The organism is Paenibacillus sp. Root52, assembly GCF_001426865.1.
In the GTDB taxonomy this organism is placed as follows: domain Bacteria; phylum Bacillota; class Bacilli; order Paenibacillales; family Paenibacillaceae; genus Paenibacillus.
Map to the genome: position 1 here is coordinate 69094 of NZ_LMFO01000008.1, position 19465 is coordinate 88558.

Annotated in this window: 22 protein-coding genes; 1 reads left to right on the top strand and 21 read right to left on the bottom strand. The window is 41.1% G+C overall.

The features are described 5' to 3' along the window. Positions 1-67: 67 nt before the first annotated feature. From ASD24_RS10110 to ASD24_RS10180, 16 genes are all read right to left on the bottom strand, one after another. On the bottom strand, positions 68-1822 hold the full coding sequence (locus tag ASD24_RS10110) for a methyl-accepting chemotaxis protein (RefSeq protein WP_056695116.1): 1755 nt from the start codon (positions 1820-1822) through the stop codon (positions 68-70). Between the two features lie 290 nt (positions 1823-2112). Further along, the gene (locus tag ASD24_RS10115) at positions 2113-3123 is read right to left on the bottom strand and encodes an anti sigma factor C-terminal domain-containing protein (RefSeq protein ID WP_056695117.1); all 1011 of its coding nucleotides are present in this window, start codon (positions 3121-3123) and stop codon (positions 2113-2115) included. Beyond that, entirely contained in the window at positions 3120-3611 is a 492-nt protein-coding gene (locus ASD24_RS10120) for an RNA polymerase sigma factor (RefSeq protein ID WP_056695119.1), read from the bottom strand. The genes ASD24_RS10115 and ASD24_RS10120 overlap by 4 nt, the downstream gene beginning before the upstream one ends. 190 nt (positions 3612-3801) lie before the next feature. Beyond that, positions 3802-4332: a hypothetical protein gene (locus ASD24_RS10125; RefSeq protein ID WP_056695121.1), complete on the bottom strand. Its 531-nt coding sequence runs from the start codon at positions 4330-4332 to the stop codon at positions 3802-3804. A gap of 584 nt (positions 4333-4916) precedes the next feature. Next, entirely contained in the window at positions 4917-5285 is a 369-nt protein-coding gene (locus tag ASD24_RS10130) for a VOC family protein (protein WP_056695123.1), read from the bottom strand. 268 nt (positions 5286-5553) lie between these two features. Continuing rightward, a complete protein-coding gene (gene cdiI / locus ASD24_RS10135; RefSeq protein WP_056695125.1) occupies positions 5554-5922 on the bottom strand; it encodes a ribonuclease toxin immunity protein CdiI in 369 nt (122 codons plus the stop codon). Positions 5923-6023: 101 nt separating this feature from the next. After that, positions 6024-6401, bottom strand: a complete 378-nt coding sequence (locus ASD24_RS10140; protein ID WP_056695127.1) for a hypothetical protein — start codon at positions 6399-6401, stop codon at positions 6024-6026. Positions 6402-6630: 229 nt separating this feature from the next. Continuing rightward, positions 6631-6975: a hypothetical protein gene (locus tag ASD24_RS10145; protein WP_156395415.1), complete on the bottom strand. Its 345-nt coding sequence runs from the start codon at positions 6973-6975 to the stop codon at positions 6631-6633. Positions 6976-7332: 357 nt separating this feature from the next. Beyond that, on the bottom strand, positions 7333-7689 hold the full coding sequence (locus ASD24_RS10150; RefSeq protein ID WP_056695130.1) for a hypothetical protein: 357 nt from the start codon (positions 7687-7689) through the stop codon (positions 7333-7335). Positions 7690-7905: 216 nt separating this feature from the next. Then, a complete protein-coding gene (locus ASD24_RS10155) occupies positions 7906-8382 on the bottom strand; it encodes a hypothetical protein (RefSeq protein WP_056695131.1) in 477 nt (158 codons plus the stop codon). Further along, on the bottom strand, positions 8382-9557 hold the full coding sequence (locus tag ASD24_RS30725; protein ID WP_200956145.1) for a hypothetical protein: 1176 nt from the start codon (positions 9555-9557) through the stop codon (positions 8382-8384). Before ASD24_RS30725 ends, ASD24_RS10155 begins: the two co-directional genes overlap by 1 nt. Then, entirely contained in the window at positions 9523-9672 is a 150-nt protein-coding gene (locus ASD24_RS30730) for a hypothetical protein (RefSeq protein WP_200956146.1), read from the bottom strand. Before ASD24_RS30730 ends, ASD24_RS30725 begins: the two co-directional genes overlap by 35 nt. Positions 9673-9866: 194 nt before the next feature. After that, the gene (locus ASD24_RS10165) at positions 9867-10256 is read right to left on the bottom strand and encodes a hypothetical protein (protein WP_056695132.1); all 390 of its coding nucleotides are present in this window, start codon (positions 10254-10256) and stop codon (positions 9867-9869) included. A 182-nt stretch (positions 10257-10438) separates the two neighbouring features. Further along, positions 10439-11794 (bottom strand): amino acid permease, encoded by a 1356-nt coding sequence (locus ASD24_RS10170; RefSeq protein WP_156395416.1) that lies wholly within the window; start codon positions 11792-11794, stop codon positions 10439-10441. A 120-nt stretch (positions 11795-11914) separates the two neighbouring features. Then, entirely contained in the window at positions 11915-12187 is a 273-nt protein-coding gene (locus ASD24_RS30735; RefSeq protein ID WP_056695133.1) for a hypothetical protein, read from the bottom strand. Positions 12188-12465: 278 nt separating this feature from the next. Further along, positions 12466-12921: a GNAT family N-acetyltransferase gene (locus ASD24_RS10180; protein WP_056695134.1), complete on the bottom strand. Its 456-nt coding sequence runs from the start codon at positions 12919-12921 to the stop codon at positions 12466-12468. Between the two features lie 254 nt (positions 12922-13175). Between ASD24_RS10180 and ASD24_RS10185 the strand changes: the two genes are divergently transcribed. Then, positions 13176-13721, top strand: coding sequence for a GNAT family N-acetyltransferase (locus tag ASD24_RS10185; protein ID WP_082560362.1), 546 nt, complete (start codon positions 13176-13178; stop codon positions 13719-13721). A gap of 216 nt (positions 13722-13937) precedes the next feature. Here the strand turns inward: ASD24_RS10185 and ASD24_RS10190 are convergent, their stop codons facing one another. The 5 genes from ASD24_RS10190 to ASD24_RS10210 form a co-directional block, all read right to left on the bottom strand. Continuing rightward, a complete protein-coding gene (locus ASD24_RS10190; RefSeq protein ID WP_056695139.1) occupies positions 13938-15242 on the bottom strand; it encodes a hypothetical protein in 1305 nt (434 codons plus the stop codon). Between the two features lie 27 nt (positions 15243-15269). Further along, positions 15270-16448, bottom strand: coding sequence for an alanyl-tRNA editing protein (locus ASD24_RS10195; protein ID WP_056695140.1), 1179 nt, complete (start codon positions 16446-16448; stop codon positions 15270-15272). Positions 16449-16619: 171 nt separating this feature from the next. Continuing rightward, positions 16620-17372 (bottom strand): iron ABC transporter ATP-binding protein, encoded by a 753-nt coding sequence (locus ASD24_RS10200; protein WP_056695141.1) that lies wholly within the window; start codon positions 17370-17372, stop codon positions 16620-16622. Beyond that, a complete protein-coding gene (locus ASD24_RS10205; RefSeq protein WP_056695147.1) occupies positions 17369-18433 on the bottom strand; it encodes an iron chelate uptake ABC transporter family permease subunit in 1065 nt (354 codons plus the stop codon). The genes ASD24_RS10200 and ASD24_RS10205 overlap by 4 nt, the downstream gene beginning before the upstream one ends. Continuing rightward, positions 18430-19443 carry an ABC transporter permease gene (locus ASD24_RS10210; protein ID WP_397339315.1) on the bottom strand — a complete coding sequence of 338 codons (1014 nt, stop codon included), beginning with the start codon at positions 19441-19443 and terminating at the stop codon, positions 18430-18432. Before ASD24_RS10210 ends, ASD24_RS10205 begins: the two co-directional genes overlap by 4 nt. Between the last annotated feature and the right edge of the window lie 22 nt (positions 19444-19465).

The window sequence follows — 19465 nt, forward strand, 5'->3', positions numbered from 1 at the left end:
CATGAACACAGCTCGACTAAGGAGTAGGGTGTTTTAATAACGTTACACATATTACGTTTATTTCATTCTATACTTTGACTTTCTTCACTGCTTCGCTCATCTCATGCGTCTGTTGCTGTAGTACATTGGATGCCTCCAATACCTTCTGGAACATCGCAGATTGTTCACGGGTTAAACGATAGATATCGTCCGAATGATCCGAAACGCCGGATGAGATCTCGGAGATCGTGTTCACAGATGCAGCTGCTTCCTCGGATCCCGCGGATATTTCTTCTGCTGCAGCAGAGACTTCCTGAATTCGCTGGGTTACGAGTCGCAATGCGTCAACCACTTGTGTAAAAGCAATCTCCGCATCTGCAGTCAGAGTTACACCCTGACCTATCTCCTGTGCCGTTACATTCATCTGTGTCCCAATCTGTTCGGACTCTTGCTGAATACCCGTTAGCAAATCCGATATGGTCTGTACAGATGAACTCGAAGCTTCTGCCAGCTTTCTCACCTCATCCGCCACAATCGAGAAGCCTCTTCCATGCTCTCCAGCATGAGCAGCCTCTATTGAAGCATTGAGTGCAAGCAGCTTCGTCTGGGAGGCAAAATCCCGCAGCGTGTGCAAAGCGCCACCAATCTCCTGCGAATAGTTACTTAGCACTTGAACCAATGCTACCACTTCTCCCGCAACCGCGGATATATTCTCCATCTGTTTCTTCATATCTGTCATGCTCTGCTTACCCAATTGTGCTGTAGCAAGCGTCGTAGTCGCCGCGTCCGACACGGCTGTGGAGGACTCGGATATGTCCGTTATGCCTTTAGCAATCTCTTCCATCGCGTGAGCACTATCACTTGCGCCCTGCTTCTGTGTATGTGCGCCCTGTCTAATCTGTTGCACAGCATAATCCACAGTTTTACTCATGACCAACATCTCTTCTGCGTTCCGATTGAACTCCTCAGTGGATTCGGCGAGAATATCTGTAGTTACAGACACACCCGCGACCATATCACTCACGATTTTATTTAAATTTCCAGACATCTGGGTCATTGCTGTAAACGTACTACCAATCTCATCTTGGCTGCGAAGTGGGTATCCTGTCAAAATCCGATTTGCTTCTGCCAGTTCACCTTGCGCCATTCGTTCTACACTTGCTTTTAGTGGTTGCAACGGTCGCAGACCTCTTACGATAAACCATAATACAATGGCAATTCCCGCGAGTGTAATGAACAACAGCACTGCATAGAAAGGAATACTCGAGGTCATAATATCCGACTCGATCGTTCCGATAACTGATACAGCCGTATCGATACCGATTACACCTACTAGACCACCGTTGTTATCCATAATCGGAGCATAAGAGGATATGTATTCGCCATATTCTTCGTTATTAATAATGGATGAACTTGCTGTGTTCCCCTGCCGCAACTCGGCCACAGCATCTGAAGGAATGTCCGTTACTTCATTAATTGCGGATGCTTTATCTGGGTCCTTGATCCCATCCACCATCATGAGTGGTGTATCCTTGTCATCTATTTTTGCATAGTACACGTACATTGCGCCGATCCTTACACGAAAATCATCTAGTTCATCTCGTATCTTCAGAAATGTACTATTTTCTTGTGGATCTTGCACAAATTCTACATAGGGCTCCTTATCTAACTGACTTACATAACTTTGAGCTATCTGAATGTTGTAACTTGAGATTGCCTTCTGTGCAGCCAATTTTGTATTAGCCAACTGAAGCAACATACTTCCTGCAGATAGTACCAGCATGACAAGTGTAACGATGGCAACTATGCGGACAACTAAACGTTTTCTGAACACTCCGATCATTCGCTCCTCTTCCTCCCACATCCGTGTAAGCCTTTTCGACTAGCCCATACCCAATTTCACCATGCTTGAAGCACTATGTAATGTGAAAATAGTATACGAATATGTCGATTTTCGCAAGAAAATATTGGGTTGACATAAATAAGGGAATTTTCTTCATTAAGTACACAGAAAAAAAGGCTTACTCCTCTACTTTACAGTGGGAATAAGCCTTTAATTTTGGAGGTGAGGTGATATCTTTATACAACTATTTTAGCGATTCAAATTTATACATATCAGCTCTAAGCAAACTCTTAATATTTGTCCACTACGGCTCCCAGAGTTACTCCTCTCACATAAGGCTGTCCATTTAGGGATTGAAGCTCCTGTGCTGTTCCAGTAACAACGACTCCTAGAATTCGAATATCACTCTCATCGGGTTTATCCTTATCCTTCTTCAAATAATTATAAATTCGATTGAACTCATAATCATACTGTCCATTCAATTGAACGCCTCGCTCTAATGCATCCAAAAACTTCTTCTCGCTCACTTCAATTGGATCAGTATGGAAGATCCCAAATCCCTTAACCCAATCTCCAATATCAGGACTCGCATAGCTCTGATTACCATTACCATCGATGTAAGGATCATAAAACGCCTTGTTATCGTATGTGTCCACCCAATACCAGGTTTGAGTTAACCCTGGAGGGGTCAGTTTCTTCACTTCATTTAGCGAATAGTCCTTGTCAAAGGAAATCGCCATTTCTACCCGCTTGTCTGAACCCATTTCTTGAAGTAAAGGAAGATCATTTAAGATTTTCCCGTTATAATTCACCTGTGGAATGTAAAATAACATCTCTCTTTGTCCATTCAACCCGTTGTAGCTACGTGTATACTCATAACCTTCCTTTTTCATATTCTCATCTGGTAACGAAATAAGTTGTGAGACATCCCCACTCAACGTTGAAAAGTTCAAGAAAGGGAACACTTGATAATTGTATTTTTTATCTGACCAAGGTATAGGCACACCATCAATCACTTTAGCTGTATACGTCTGCAGGGTGCCATTCAGAATACCACTGTAGTTCACTTGACCTGTCTGAACCTCATTAGGCCCGCTGATCTGGTTCATAATCTGCTCGCTGTTCATCGCACGGTTAAAGCTCTTCGTTGTTAGATACTGATTGCCTAGCATTAATCCAAACAAAGCTATCACTGAAACCAGTAACGAAATGAGTACCGTGCGAATCGTCGATTTCCACTTTGCTTTCTTAATCATTTGGCTAATATTCATTGAATCTTCCTCGTTGTTTAATCCTTTCACGTTGTATCACTCCCATACTTTTTTTTGAACTGTTGTCGTGCTTGGTATAATGATGCTTTGACCTGTTCCATCCGTATCCCGAGCAATCTCGCTATTTCTTGATAAGGAAGCTCCATCTCATATTTCATGATTAATAGCTGTTTGTGGAGCGGGGCAAGCTGACGAAGTACAGCCTCTACTTCTTCTTTCTTCTCCTGTTGTAGGAGAGCGTCCTCAGGAAGGTTATCATCAGGTATGTCCATCGTATCGATCGGAACCATCGTCCATTTCTTACGGCGACAAAGATCATAGTATCGATTAATCGCTACTCTATACAGCCAAGCACTGAACTTCCCATTCTCTATGGAGTCTATATATAAAAACGCTTTGTACACCGTTTCCTGTAAAATATCCTCCGCATCGGATGGAGAAGCGCCGAGCCTAATGAGATAGTTCCGAATTTCTTGGAGCTTAGGCTGTAATTGTTCATTCATCTCTCCGGCGTTCATGCTTCACCACCTTTCATAGGTATAACGAATAGATATCAGGAATGTTAGAAATTTTGCATAAATAATACTTCAAGAAAACTATAGACGTGCCGAGACTGAACAATAATTCATGAGAAAGACCATATTACGAGCAGCCAGCTCGCAATATGGTCATCAATATGTTATATATCATTCTAGATCAATTCGAAGGCTATTTATGTATAACTTTAGATAAGGCTGTACCATCAAACCTGTTACCCCAACCTCTATTTTCTTCTATTGCATATTTCAAGAAGGAACCCACATTTGGCAGTGGAAAGCTATGTTGCAGCATGTAATCAGCTATTCTATGCACCAATATTAAGCTACTTTCTCCATATCCTTCAATGACAGAATACGCATGACTGATGCCCAATTCATAAATGTCTCGAAGTAAGATACCTATAGATTCCTCCGTTGATTGATATAGTTGAGATAGAGAAACAAATTCGTCACGGCTCAGTCTATCAAACTCCTGCTCTTCGTATGTATCGAACTCCATTAGATTTTCCGGTATCAGTTCAACGATAATTTCATTCCAATCATCTAAATGTTGAGTACTTGTAAATTGCCATAGGTAGTTCAGAACGTTTATCCAATCATTCAGATCATATTCTAAGGTAATCAGCACGTTCTCAAAACAACTGATCCCGTATGCAACTCTACCTCTAAGGGAAATCTGTTTCATCTGTTCTAAATTCATTAATGCTACCTCCTGTACATCCAAACTGAAATACCCATTAATCTCTACAATCTCATTATTTTTTGGGGTTAATCATTAAGCTACTTAGCCAATTATCCATTATATCTTGGATCTTTGTAGCACCAATTGTAATTATCCACATCCGTAGTTTTCTCTAAGTCTTCGAAAGTGTAAAACCATTCGTCCTCAACCCATAACTTGGATTTAGAATAGATCCTAAGTATTGCGCGAAAAAATCGAAATAATAGATCTTCATTATCGTAAAAGTCATCGGATACCACCGCTTTAAAATATTCATTATTGGTATCATCCCATTCAAAACTAACCACCTGATATTCATATGGTTCATCATAGATGCTAAAACAAAGGGTTCTTGAATAGTTCTCTCTAAAATGAAAAGTTACACTTTACTGAACGATTTACTGATAAGAAAAATCCCCTCATAGTAACAGGATCTACTATTTCACCTGTATACCATATGGGGAGTATATCACTTTTATTAAACAGCCTTGATAAGGTAACCACTCAGCCTGCTCGACTGAATGAAGTTAACATTACCCTCACTAAGCTGACCTAATTACGGTTTAGGCTTTACTGTGAAGGGTAACTAAGTAACCGTCTGGATCAGCAAATGTAAAGGTTCGCCCAAATGGTCCATCGATTGGTACAGATGTGATCTTTACGCCTGCTGCAACAAGCTTGTCGTGGATTTCTTGCGTATCAGGGGCTTGAAGCCACAGAGCAACACCAAGTCCAGGCTGACTAACCGAGCTGAGCTCTACTCCGGGGAGTAAGTCGCGAAGAGCAAATGCAATAGGCTTCGTATCAAAGACCACAGCATGAGGTGGCCCTGCCTGTGAGAGAACCAATCCAAGATAGTTTTGATAGAATTCCGCGGAGCTTTCAAGATTGCTCACTTGAAGTGAAATGAAGTCTGGTCCGATTACTGACATAATGTTATGTCCTCCTTAGTATATGGGTGGTTGTGTTATATGCATGATTATATAAGCCCCCTATTGCCAACAGTATGTCAGTAGTGTTTTTCCGTTTTTTTAATTTTTTCCTTATTATCTGGTGCAATTGAATGTTCGCAAGAAAATATAGATAATAAAAAACAGGTAATCAAGGTGTTATCTGACCATAATTAACCTGTTAAAATTCGCGAGTTCATCTTAATTAGATGTAAAACAAAACTTACCAAGTACGTTGCCATTTAATTATTTAAATATCTAATCTACTTTTTATTATTTCTAGTAAATTATTAATCTTATTTATATCTTCTGGATGTTCATCAAGATGTTTTCCACTGTAAGTAATTAAATAGTTATAAAATTGATCGTACTCCATTACTACCAGTACATCTTCGTCATAAGCTGGGGGCTCTCCTATAAAGCACACTTTCCTGTCTCCAATATAGTACTCCTCATTTGGCTCATGATAAGTTGAAAATTGTACCTCTAGTGGACCTGATCCATACCCATGTCTTTCAGAATCACCAAAATATTTTAATGCTCTTGGGAGGTCAATAATATAAAAATAAGATTCAACCAGTTTTTCAATTTCATATTGTTCTATAAGTATTCTGTACACTTCTCTCCCCCGTTAAGCTTTTTCTATATTCTCCTCACTCACGCCGCATTCGGGTATTCATTATCTGCATCAATATGTTAGATGTTTGCAAACTATAAAATTCAATATGTATTAGTTAAGTCATTTAATATTACAATTGCCTTTTCTATCCTTTGTATATCTACTTCTTTTAGATTCTCTAGGATTACATGATACGCATTTAAAGAATCAGAGGTATTCAAGATTGATAGTGATGCCATAGCAATATTTCCAATTCCGATTCCTTCTGCAAATGTATAGCGTGCTCCCATATATTGAGTTAAATTTTGAAGCTTTTCAATCACTAATATATTTTTTATTTTTAGTTCTACGACTCTAATCATCGTATTGCTGATGATATATATTTGTTTTGAATCCAGAAATTCAATTAATTCTCGTATGGATAATTCATTTTGCCTAATATGGCGAACTTTATCATCGAGTTCATTTTTGCTATTCATATAAATCACTCCATGAATCATCTTTTTAATCACGTAAATACGTTCGAGTTTATGTAAGTCACGCACCATTCAGCGAAAACTATTTTTAAATTTATAAGTTTTCTATATCGTACGGTGGCTTATTTAAAAATCTCTCATACCATCCTCCTAGAGGGAAGTGACAAACACCAACAATCTCTAGTTCATTCACTCTAAATACAAATCCCCCTTTCCGTTCTAGTATTCTTAACTACGGTTCATATACATAAATATACTCAGAGTATTGCGGATGATCATCTATATAGCTAGCTAATTTTAGATAAAAATGACAAATCAATTCTATACCAGAAAACTGATTCATGTATTCTATGGTTTCTTGGCTATAAATCGTTGTAATATCTACTAGCTCTTTTTCACCACCTAATAAACGAGTAATATCCGCAAATTTAGGTGAAATAGGTACTATATTTTCTTTTTGAAAAAATGAAGCCAGTCTCCTAAAAAACTCATATGCCAATCTCTCATCCCCTGGTGATACTACCGTCCCTACTAAACTCCAATCAATATTACTGCTTCGAGATACCGCTTCTCTCAAGTACATTACCTTCACTTCAACCTGGAAGCTATTTTGTTATTAAACAGATCCTTTACGACAAATTCGAGAATGGGTATAGAGTATTTGAATCGGGCGGAGCACCTTTCTATAGTTCATTCGAAACCCTTGGTCTTGTCAAAGAAACAATGGGGTCTGTGGATAGGCAGACACATAGCCTCTTTTTAATCTCATCCAAATTCTTCCTAAAATTTTGTCCTTTAATCGCCATAAAAAAAACAAAATGCCTCCTAGAATTTCATTGGAAAAACCCTAGGTTTAGCCAATGTCTACTTTAAAGGGTGCATTTTATATAAGTAGTGTTCCTTCATTTTTTTTATTTACTGGTAAGCCCCAGCTCTATATTTTATAAGATTCTAATTTGATAAAATTATCTACTAAATATTTATCATTATCACTCAGTCTCTCAAAAAGTTCGTTAAACTTAATCTTTGCATCCTCATTTTCTAGAAGAGATAGCGTAGCTATAGCAACATGCCCGAATTGCCATGGTCCAATAAATTTATTGTCTGTTAAAAGTTCTCCAAGTTCAGATAGTCTATCTACAATGCTAATATTACAGTAATTTCTTTCAATTAACTTGAACATTGCCATAGCAACAACCCTTAAATTTCTTGCTTCTAAACATACTATTAAATCTTCGTTTTTTATCTTATCAGTTTTAATCTCTTCTGCTAATTCAGCTATTGAAGCCATATTAAATCTCCCCTTTGTTATTTTTTCTTTCAATCATAGGGGCATATCTTAGTTGTTCTCTTTCTCGAATCAAGTGAAATTAAGGAAACACACCAAAATGAAGAAGACAAAAATAATAAAACAGGTAATCACGGTGTAATCTGACCATAATCGACCTGTTAGATTAAAAAAGCCTTAGTACTAACATTAAAATATTTAATAATCTTAAATTTAATTTCAATTCTCAATTTCTGGATTTTTGTAGCACCAGTCATTGCGAGACATATCACTAATATTCTCTATATTATCTGAAGTATAAAACCATTCTTCTTCAATCCATATTTTGGAATTCGGATATATTTTCAACATAGCACGGGATAATTGTAATAATAGATCTTCATTATCATAAAAGTCATCAGACACTATTGCTTTAAAATATTCGTTACCTACTTCATCCCATTCAAAACTAACAACTTGGTATTCATAAGGTTCATCATAAACGCTAAAGCAAAGAGTTCTTGAATAATTTTCTCTGAATGGCATGTCACTTATATATACTCGAGCATACTTCAATATCCCTTCATTATTATAAGTATCTTCGTCGCTATCAAAAAATAGATTCTCTTGCACACATACTTTATGAATGCTACTTAATAACTCTTTTGCCGAAATGCTTTCTCCAGTTTTAAATAATAAAAAAGACGAGGTTCCCATTATTTTAAAACTCCTTCTAGTTCTTTTAGTGAATTAACAACAATTACTCCCTTATCATTAAGCGATTGAAGCATTTTAACTGTTTGGGAATTTGAGCTATTAAAGGACTCATGAACATACAACACAACTTCCCTGCCCTCATAATTAAAGAATTGTGGATGCCCTGGATTAGTATATTTATCAATTTGGTTCATTTTAACAGCAGACATTGATTTCTTAACCTCTATAATTTGATTGTTTGTCAGAACATCAATATCTCCTGCTGGTTTGCCAGTAGTAATATTATCAAGCTTCAATCCAAATCCTGTTACTTCAATTCTCTTTAGAACATCTCCTCCCACTGTTCCTTCAATCGCTTTGCCAACATCCTTGCTTATCGTTGCTACTCCAATCGCACCTGGAATATTCTTTGGGTTTTGTTCAGTCCATTTTATTTTATTGCCGTAGGGGTTTTCAAATTCAACTTCTATACCTTTATTCGTTTTGATTATAACTGGATCCTTAAAATTCCCTATACCCTTCCCAAACTCCTGTTCCTTCTCCACAAACTCAGAGAATTTAGAAGACTCTCTCGCCTTTTTGCTTTCGGCAATGTTCTCGGTGACTCGCATACGTTGATCTTGAAAACCGTTAAAGCCACCTGTCATATTGCCTGTACCAGGACGAGTGGACGGATTGATCTTGGGGCCACCGCCTGTAAATAGATTGTGAGGCTTCATCATCGAAGACGCATACCCACCGCCCAGCATCAATCCACCTACGCCAAAAATATTTGCCCAGTGCTCACTAGACCAGGCATTCGTTGGGAACGTAGCTTCACGGATCGTACCATGTATACCGAATGTAATCCAATTGGCTGCATCATTAGGTGAGTTAAACGCTTTTTCTGCACGATCCACGTATCCAGAAACAAGACCACTTGGGATACCGAACGTCCAATAATCCAAAAAACCGCCAACACTATCATAACGCTTCTGGTACCGATCATCTGCTGATTGCAAAAAGGCTTGTCCTAACTCGACTATACTATCGGCGGACTTCTGAAAGGCTTTCCGCGTATCAGCAGCAGGCGCTTTAGCATCATTTGACTCAGGAGGGCCATAGGTTTCTAAGGTTTGATTGTCAGCATTCTTGAATTTCTCAGCATGCCTTTCCAGTTCTTTTGACTTGCTCAATCTCAACGATCCGTTGTTTCAAGCGGTTAGTCATTTGAGAAATCTGATAATGAGCCTCTTCGAATTGTTTTGATATGGCAAGCAGCTGTCCTGGTTTTACTTTTATAGTCGTCATGTCGTACCTCATATTATAAGTTTTCGTTGTTATACGAACATCTCATCACAATTTCATTAGCATAAGAGTACGTTAAACCTTGTATAATGAACTTTCATTATAATGAGGCACCCCAAGAATAGGTAGCGACTACCGAAGTATTTTTATAGTCCACATTAACCTAATTAAAACCAAAATATAACAGTACCTGGAACCTACTTTCCTTCCCGCTCCGCTAGAAACTCAATGCTAATTCGATCTACTTTCATCTCAACGTATGTACCTATTAAATAAGCATAGTCTCTGAACAATTCTTCATCGGTTAGGACGATCCCCGCATCCAAAGAGTCTGCTTGTATCACACCTCGAATGTTATAGGCAAATCCTGAATTAATCCGTTCTAACTCTTTCTTAGGCTCGTGCAGCTCCTGAACAATGACATCATCTAATATTGTAATCCCAATGGATACGGGGTAAGCACGTCCCACTTCAATAGGATATGGACAGATATTAGCAAACCCTGTAAATTCAACTCCGTTCATTTCAAGAGTTACCTCTTCTTCTATGTGGGGATCTAACCTTTTAACGACAGCCCAATTATTCATTGCGCAATCCTCCCTTCTTTCATCTCATCTGAATCTATATATGCAAGTATACCTCCAAGTACAAAAAAACACCCCAGCATGAGCACTGAGATGTCTTCTTCTTAATTAAGCAATATTTAATTCTGCTAATTCTCAAACCTTTTTCTCTATCCGATCTACATGCGACCTATAGATGCAGTCCGTTATTTCGCTTGTTTCCCATCTGCCTTACGGAATCGAACCAAAGACCAGATGATGAGGAATGCTAGCACGGAGAGACAGACACTAATACTGAAACGATTGCCTGCATCGAAAATAAACATCACTGCAATTACGGCCAGACATAGGGTTGTGGCACCTGTGATATAAGGAAATCCCCACACCTTGAAGGAAGGTTGCACGGGATACTGCTTACGCAACTTCAACTGCGATGAAGAGATACAGATCCACACCAGAATTACCACAAATCCAGGAACCGCTAGTAGCACACTGAATAGCTGATCTTGTGCAAATAGTCCCAGCATTGATCCAGCTAACAGAATGACGCTGCACACGAGCAAGGTGTTAATCGGGCTGCCGTTCGCATTGGTCTTCGCTAAAGCTTTGGGAGCCTCACCGCCGACCGCCATCGAATACATCATCCGGGATGCACCATAGATCCCAGAGTTCGCAGCCGATAAGACAGCCGTAACCAGAATGAAGTTCATAATATGAGCGGCACCTGGTAGCCCAGTCGAAGCCAGCACCTGTACAAATGGGCTACTCTCTGGTCCAAGCTCATTCCAAGGAATTAACCCACAGATGATGAGAATAGGCAAGGTGAAGAACAGAATAATTCTTAACATGAAATTGCCCACCACCTTGGGCAGTACACGATCTGCATTTTCCGTTTCCGTCAACGTTAATCCAATCAGCTCAGAACCCCCGTAGGAGAACATAACAACAAGCAGAGCAGAGAAGATTGAGCCCCAACCATTAGGGAAGAAGCCACCCGATTGTGTATAATTTTGCAAATAAGGTGTGTTATCACTCGGAATAATACCGAAGATTAGCGCAGTACCTAGGAAAATAAAAGCAATAATCATCGCAATTTTGATCCCTGCTAACCAGAATTCGAATTCTCCGAACACGCCTACACTCAGAAAATTGACGGATATAATAAACGCAGCGCATGCCAGACTCATGAGCCATAATGGCACGTCTGGGAACCAATATTGCAGGAAACTCCCCGCTGCGATCACTTCAATTACACATACAGACAACCATAGGAAGCAATACATCCATCCCATGACAAATGACACTCTGCTGCCAAACGCCTCTTGCACAAAGTCTTTCATATTCCGATTCTTATAGACGGTGGCCATCTCTGCCATAGCTGCCATGACAACGAGCAGCAACAATCCGGCGAAAATGTAGGTCACAATGACCCCAGGCCCTGCTAGTCCAATCGTTTCGGCACTGCCTTTGAAAATTCCAGTTCCAATGACACCACCCATCGCCATCAGGCTAATGTGTCTTGGTTTGAGTTTCTTCTGTAATGTTCCTTCTGTCTGAGCCAATTCCAGTCCTCCTGATGTAAAACACGTCTGTGATTCTTTTGTTCAAGTCTACCTAAATATAATTTTCAGTATACCCTATAGTCCATACCTCAGAACAGAACATCTACATGGGAATTTCATTCAATTCTTGATACCGTTCAATCCTTTATACATCAGTAATGTGATTAAGCTATATCCAACACCATATACGATCCCTATGCCCGCGTTACCCCAGAGAGTACCCCGATCGCTCGCGATGAACAACAAAGGCAGTACAAATGAAACACCCATCCCCATCATAATTTTAAACCGCCTTCTATAAAAGCAAACCACACCAAGCATTAGTGCAATGATCGGACTCATTACAAAAACTGCAAATAACGGATTCATATCACCAAATACCCAATAGATCACGTTGGTTCTCCTCTCTGGCGAACATTAGTTACGTGTGTATACTGTCATCTTAATCTAGTTTGCAATGCAACTATGTGTCTTTTGATACATTCTCACCATAACTTGCATTGCAGCTCTTTCGCTTCCTTTCCCTGTAGAGACGGTGCCGTATACAAGCCAAAGAACAGCATCCTCTGCAACTACAGAATGCTGTTCTTCAAGTATTTTTATAATAAAAGTTTTGAAGGTTTTGAAGGTTCTAAATGTCTCTAAACGTTCTTAATACTCTCCAACGTGTACTACAATTCCTTCGTCATAAATGTACTATTCGGGTCTAGGATATAATCTGCAAAAGGCTCACAATACGTAAATCCGAAATCTTCATACAGCTTGCGAGCTGGGATGAATGAATCCATGGAGCCAGTCTCTAGACTGATCCGTGTATACCCACGACTTATGGCAACTTCAATAATATGAGCAAGGATCTTTCTTGCTACACCTTTGCGTAAATGATTCTTAGCGGTTCGCATCGATTTGAGTTCTGCGTGCTCTTTATCTAGTTCCTTGATTGCCCCACAGCCGAGAAGCTCCTGATCTTCCCATGCGCACCAAAATGTAATCTCCGGCTTCTTCAAGCCGTCCAGATCAAGGGCATGAATGCTTTCCGGTGGAGAGTCTTCCGCCATTCCTTGCAAATGTTCTGCAATTAGTCCAATCACTTGTGCCCCACTCAAATCATCTACACGAATCTCCACTGCAACCACTCCTACGTTAATGTTAAGTATGATCTATGCTCGTTAACCTTCTGTATTCCATCATACTCCTATGGCAGGTTTCCTGACAACACCATTACGAAATTTCCGACTACGAGTGTTGTCTATCCCTGAAATTTCCATTATGATGAGCCTATCTGATCTCTAAAGGAGCGAGGCATATTGCGTAACATACATATAGCTAACGGTTGTTCTGAGGTGAAACAAGCTTAATTTTGGATCTGAAGGAGATTAACATGACACTATCAACTGAAAATTTATTTTATAGCCAGCGTCTAAAAATGACCCCTCCCCGCACAGAAGACGTTCAGACAATGCTATTGTGGAACGAAGATCCTGAATATCTGCGTAACGTAGATACGGATATTGCGATTCCTTATTCGGAGAAGCAGCGAGAGGAAGAGGGAGAAACGAAGAATAAGGAAGTATACTTTCGGCTACGCACCCAAGAGGATGAACAGCTGATCGGCTTTGTCGTTATTCATAGCATTGAATGGAATAACCGCTGCGGGCAGCTTGCGATCGGTATTGGACTTGCTGAACATCGCAACAAAGGATATGGTACAGAAGCATTGAAGCTGATTCTTCGATATGCATTCCATGAATTAAATCTAGATCGGGTTGGCCTTGACGTCATCTCCTATAATGCCCGGGGCATTCGTGCTTACGAAAAGGTAGGCTTTCAACTGGAGGGTCGCATCCGCTCAGCAGTTTATCGGGATGGCAAGCGATATGATCGCCTAATGATGGGCATTCTGAGATCCGAGTGGGAATCCCTCTAAGCAGAGCTCTAATCTTAACTGCGGTCATATCAATACACAAAACATACCAAAAACGTCCAGGCTTAATGCCTGAACGTTTTTTTACGATTTAATTCTGTTACACATAAAACCTTTATCTATAAAACCTTTATCTATGCGTTCCGGATCCTATATCCCAATCATCATTAACCCAGACCATGAGGATGATGTAGATTCATATCGGTGCAAACGGGTACTTTAGCTCTGCTGATACGTTACCGCAGTCATCTGACACGGCTCACATAGCAGCATATAATACATGCCTTCTCCATACTCCGCCAGTTCCTCACCATTCACCTGCCCAACCGCCTTCATACGGGTAGAACAGGACGGACAAGTTGCATATTCCGCATCCTGAACCCATCCCGGATGTCCGCCTAATTGCGACAGTGACGGTTCGTTTGCCCACTCACTGCCGTGGTAAGGGTTACGCGGTTTGGTCGCGATATGATAATGAGGAGCTGTATCTAGTGTAAACGCATCGTGATCTTCTGCATCAATCTCATCCACGCCCATAGGCATCACGTTATGCGTGCTCCAGACGGGTTCACCTTCAGCGCTCATCTCCATGTAAACTACCCCATAACAGCTGCAACTCATACAAGTCTGGACTTGAAGCTTATCGGCTTTCCATGACACCTCACGCAGTGCTGGATGATGAGCATCTAAACTAACCAGAACGGTTAATTCTCGACTGCACCATGGACAGCAATCCGAGCTGTTAACTAACATGGAGATCGGCTCTCCGCCTGAAGTAGTGGTAGCAGACTCCTTTTCATCCACGACAAATAAAGAATAACTCGGTGTTGTGAACAACATTCTACGCTTACCTTCTGTTGTCAGTTCCCAACCAGCCTCTGTCGCATACTGCTCGGGAGCTACATACAGTTGATCTGCCCACGGCGGGGGAGTTTGTCTCCACTGCTGAAATTGTTGTACAACGACATCATCCCCAATATATGCAAGCATCAGCAACAGGAGATTACGATTCTCATCATCGGTGTTCACCTGTTGTAGCAATTGATCTCGCACTTCCGGGCTCGCACTCTTATACAGAATTGCAGGGTAATAGATCTCATGAGCCAACAGCTCTGGAATCTGTTCAGATAACGAAATCCCATGATAACAGACAAGCGCTACCAGAATATCTTTGCCTGTATCCGCATCTTCTGTACGAATGAGATCCATTGCGTACTCTACCATCATAACCTGCTGCTCTGCTGATAAAGACAGAAACACTTGCTCTTTGGACTGCCCGTATGGAATATAACCAATTAATTCGTCCCGGACATGATGTGTATGCATAATTTTCAGGATCTCAACAGGATCAGTCATACCTTCATACAAGTTCACATCACGCCGATTCGCCTCGATATATTGGCGGTGCTCCTCCCGCGCAATCTCTTGTTTACATGGCATGCAGATGCCACCTGTTTTGGCTGCTGTTGCGGGCAAAATGGTGTTACTGCACCCCTCTCGACGACAAGGAATACGTTCTGTCATTAGACCTCTCCCCAATCCAAGCTTCGCTTAGTGATGACCCAGTTGCTCCTTCGTGAATTCGTAAAAAGCAAGCGCATCTTCGCTATTCGCAAAGCCCGCCTGAGCCATTTTATCACTGCCGCCACCTTTGCCTTGATACGCACCAAGATTGCCTTTGAAGAATGGGCCACATGCCCATTCCGGTGGTTGTCCATTCTGCGCTAGAACCACCTTCGCTTCTGAGATACTGGCGAAGAGCACTAAGCCTTCATGTTCTGCTGTAAGCTTGGTCGCAAGACTCTGCATATCCTTAAGCGGTTTGTCCTCAAATACCTGAGCGATGACCAGCCCTTCTCGCGCTGCGAGCAGTTCCTGCGCATAATAATCATCATTCGTTGCTTTTACCGCATTCAGCTCGCTCTGCAGCAGCTTCTGCTCCTGTTCCATTTTCTCAATGCGTTCCAGCAGCTCGTCCCTGCTCGTCTTCAATTTCGTCGTTAAGCCGTTCAGTACTTGCTGTGTTGCGGTGAATTCGTTCAATGCTCTCGATCCACATTTAAAATAAATCCGGGTGCCACCTTTCACCTTCTCGGTTTTCAGCAGCTTGATTAATCCAATCTCCCCCGTAGCCGACACATGTGTGCCACCACAAGCGTTATATTCCACACCCTCAATCTCAACGATCCGAATATCTTCAGTTACGCTCGGTTGCTTCACCAAGGGTAGACGTGCTGCCTCTTCTGCAGTTACCCATGATGTATGGATTGGAGCATTACGATAAATTTGCTGATTCACCTCGTACTCGATGGCTGCAAGCTGCTCTACACGGAGTGATTCTGCCGCCACATCAATCGTGGCATAATCCGTTCCCAGATGGAAGCTGAGCGTCATCGCATCCGCGAGCTTCAGCGTGATTGCTGATAGTAAATGTTGTCCGGTGTGATGCTGCATATGATCGAATCGACGCGGCCAGTCCAACGCACAGTCCACGTCCACTTGTTCAGGTGAGCGCTCTAGCTTATGCCACACCTCTCCATCTTCAAGATTGACATCAAGAACAGCAATGCCGCCGATCTGTCCTACATCACACGGTTGCCCGCCACCATGCGGATAAAAAGCAGTCTCTGCTAATGTGACGTAGGTGCCGTCCTCCTTGTCTGCTCTATTTATAATCTGTGTATGCCATTCATGTGTATATGCTGAGTTGTAATAAAGTTTATCTGTCATTGTATAGTTCCGTTCCCTTCTCGTTCAAAGTGGGTTATCTGTTCTCCAGATTACACTATTTGGCATAAGCAAGCCAAATTTCACCCTCTTTAAACCAAAAAAGTAGAGTGAAATAATCACTCTACTTTCTGAGAACTCTTTTAATTTAACTACCTTAAATACATCCTGCACTTAATAAATTGCTATTGGTCCATATGGCCCCTCGATAATTTCAATCTTGGTCTCGAAAATATCGGTTAGAATTTTGGGATCCATAACCTCATCCACTGTTCCAAACGCAGCAATCTGCCCATGCTTCATCGCACAGATTCGATCCGAATATTTGGCGGCAAAATTAATATCATGCATAACCGTCAGAATGGTTCGTCCAAATTCATTAGCTGCATACCTCAGATGCTCCATCATCCGAACAGAGCGAGCCACATCCAGATTGTTCAAAGGCTCGTCCAAAAGTACGTATTCTGTCTCCTGACACAAAACCATAGCTACATATGCTCTCTGTCGTTGACCACCAGAAAGCTCGTCTAAATATCTATTTTCCAGATCAGTTAAGTCTAGAAAATCAATATATTTCGAAATAATCGCTTCATCTTCATCTGTTAATCTTCCCTTCGAATGAGGAAAACGCCCAAATCCGGCAAGCTGTCTTACCGTTAGTCTTGTGACAAAATGATTTTCTTGCCGTAGCACCGTTACAATTTTGGCCAAGTCTTTGGACTTGGATTTGGAAACATCCATATTGGCAATTTTAATCTGGCCTTCATCCAAATTCAGAAGCCTACCGATCATCAGAAGCGTTGTTGACTTTCCCGCTCCGTTGGGTCCGATTAATGAAGTAAGACCAGCTTTGGGGATGCTTATATTCAAAGGGCCTATTTCTACCTCGGCTGCATAGGACTTTTTGACATTATCGATCTGTATCATAAAGAACCCTTCCTTAAAATAACAATTAAGAATGTTAGGCCACCAATCAATTCAATAAGAATGGAGACAACACCTTGCGCATGGAAAATATGATTCATAATAAAGTACGCACTCGTTAAGATTACAAATCCTATTGCAAGAGCCATTGGGAACACGTACCTGTGATCATAGGTCTGTGCTGCTTGATAACTCAACGTGGCAACTAAAAATCCATAGAATGTAAGTGGGCCGACCAAAGCGGTTGATACAGCCATCAAAATGGAAATGAGAACAAGCGTATACATGATACTTACTTGATGTTTAGAGCCCAGAACCGTTGAGACATCCTTACCCAGTGACAATACATTCAGTCGCTTGGCATTCGCAAGCAGAAGGATCGCTACAACGATAACAATCGGTATGGCAATCGGGAAATAGGCAGCATCTGCATTATTGACGGAAGCAAACATTCTTGCTTGCAAAATATCAAATTCAGATGGTGACAGAAGTCTTCTCATAAAAGAAGATACAGACCTTAGCCCCGTTCCAATAATAATACCGACCAAAAGCAGGAGTTGTAAATTTCCATATTTCCCAGAGAGCAACCATCCATAGAGGATTAGACACATCAAGACCATAGCAGCAATCTGATATAAAAAGGCATCTACACCACTAAAATTCACAAACGCCGCAGCTCCAAGGAAAAAGATCGTGCTTGTATGAATGGTGGAGTAAATAGCTTCAAAACCTAAGAGTGACGGAGTGATAATTCGGTTATTCGTAATCGACTGAAAAGCAACCGTTGCTAAGCTTTGACAAATTACAGCCATAAGCATGGCAACAAGGGCTACCACCCTTCTTGTAACAACAGGTATGAATGACGGGGAGGTTACCGGAACCGGATTGTTATACACCAGTAGTCCGAACGATGATAAAAGACCCACAACAATCAATGTTATCAGCAAAATCCAATAACGCTTTTCTTCCTTCTTGGTACGAAAGGCTCTAGCTGATCTTTTTTGGGGAGGTCGGCTAGAGTCGATGTCGACATTTAGTGGATTACTACTAGTTAATTCGCTCATCTTAGCCTCCTTTTTGACCTCCTTTGTCGTAGCAAAATAGCAATAAATACAACGGCTCCCACCGTTCCAAGGATCATAGAAACAGGTATTTCAAAAGGCATAATGATGATGCGAGACAGGATATCACATACAATGATGGTAGCCATCCCTAACACGCACACCCATGGCAGATTACTCCTAAGGTCATCCCCTCTAAACATGGAAACAATATTGGGGACAATTAGCCCTAGGAATGGTAAGTTTCCAATAACAGCTGCAACAACGCCAACAGCTAGAGAAATGAGACCCGTGCCAATAAGAATAATTCTGTTATAGTTTACGCCGAGACTAGTAGCGACATCTTCCCCAAGTCCAGCCAGAGTCAACCGGTCAGCAAATATAAAGATAAGTATAGTGACCAAAATAATAATCCATAGATACTCATACCGACCAATTTGAACAGGCGAAAAAGAGCCTACAAACCAGCTCTCGATATTTTGTGTCACTTGGAAAACAAGTCCGATAAACGTTGAAAATGCCGAAATGACTGCTCCCAACATCATCCCAATAATAGGCACAACTAAAGACGAACGAAGTTTAACTTTTCTTAGAAAAACAAAAAAAATCATTGTTCCTACAAAAGAAAAAATGATTGCGCCTGTCATTCTGAGCACTAGCGTTGGAGCAGGAAATAACAGATAAACAAATAAAAGTCCGAGACCTGACCATTCCATCGTTCCTGTGGTGGTAGGTTCTACTAAACGGTTCTGTGTAATCAGCTGCATGACCAGTCCTGCCATGGCCATTGCGGCTCCCGTGAGCATCAAGGCAATGGTTCTTGGTACACGAGTGATGAAGAACATCTCCATGCCATCCGCTTGTCCTCTGATGTCATAAACGCCAGTAAACAGCGATAAGATCGCTAGAATAGCTGTCACCGTGATGGCGATGATAAAAGGGATCGTCCAGAGCTTCTTACGGTTATGACGCTGGGGTTGAGAATTCTCAACCCCAGCTAGTTTTGGTATCAAGTTTTTCAGCACTGCGTCATAC

Bases quoted from the DNA above. Each gene is read 5' to 3' on its own strand.
- ASD24_RS10185 (WP_082560362.1), top strand. From the start codon at position 13,176: ATGACACTATCAACTGAAAATTTATTTTATAGCCAGCGTCTAAAAATG.
- ASD24_RS10110 (WP_056695116.1), bottom strand. From the start codon at position 1,822: ATGATCGGAGTGTTCAGAAAACGTTTAGTTGTCCGCATAGTTGCCATC.
- ASD24_RS10190 (WP_056695139.1), bottom strand. From the start codon at position 15,242: ATGACAGAACGTATTCCTTGTCGTCGAGAGGGGTGCAGTAACACCATT.
- ASD24_RS30730 (WP_200956146.1), bottom strand. From the start codon at position 9,672: ATGACGACTATAAAAGTAAAACCAGGACAGCTGCTTGCCATATCAAAA.
- ASD24_RS10205 (WP_056695147.1), bottom strand. From the start codon at position 18,433: ATGAGCGAATTAACTAGTAGTAATCCACTAAATGTCGACATCGACTCT.
- ASD24_RS10125 (WP_056695121.1), bottom strand. From the start codon at position 4,332: ATGAATTTAGAACAGATGAAACAGATTTCCCTTAGAGGTAGAGTTGCA.
- ASD24_RS10200 (WP_056695141.1), bottom strand. From the start codon at position 17,372: ATGATACAGATCGATAATGTCAAAAAGTCCTATGCAGCCGAGGTAGAA.
- ASD24_RS10165 (WP_056695132.1), bottom strand. From the start codon at position 10,256: ATGAATAATTGGGCTGTCGTTAAAAGGTTAGATCCCCACATAGAAGAA.
- ASD24_RS10140 (WP_056695127.1), bottom strand. From the start codon at position 6,401: ATGAATAGCAAAAATGAACTCGATGATAAAGTTCGCCATATTAGGCAA.
- ASD24_RS10120 (WP_056695119.1), bottom strand. From the start codon at position 3,611: ATGAACGCCGGAGAGATGAATGAACAATTACAGCCTAAGCTCCAAGAA.
- ASD24_RS10150 (WP_056695130.1), bottom strand. From the start codon at position 7,689: ATGGCTTCAATAGCTGAATTAGCAGAAGAGATTAAAACTGATAAGATA.
- ASD24_RS10195 (WP_056695140.1), bottom strand. From the start codon at position 16,448: ATGACAGATAAACTTTATTACAACTCAGCATATACACATGAATGGCAT.
- ASD24_RS10130 (WP_056695123.1), bottom strand. From the start codon at position 5,285: ATGTCAGTAATCGGACCAGACTTCATTTCACTTCAAGTGAGCAATCTT.
- ASD24_RS10155 (WP_056695131.1), bottom strand. From the start codon at position 8,382: ATGGGAACCTCGTCTTTTTTATTATTTAAAACTGGAGAAAGCATTTCG.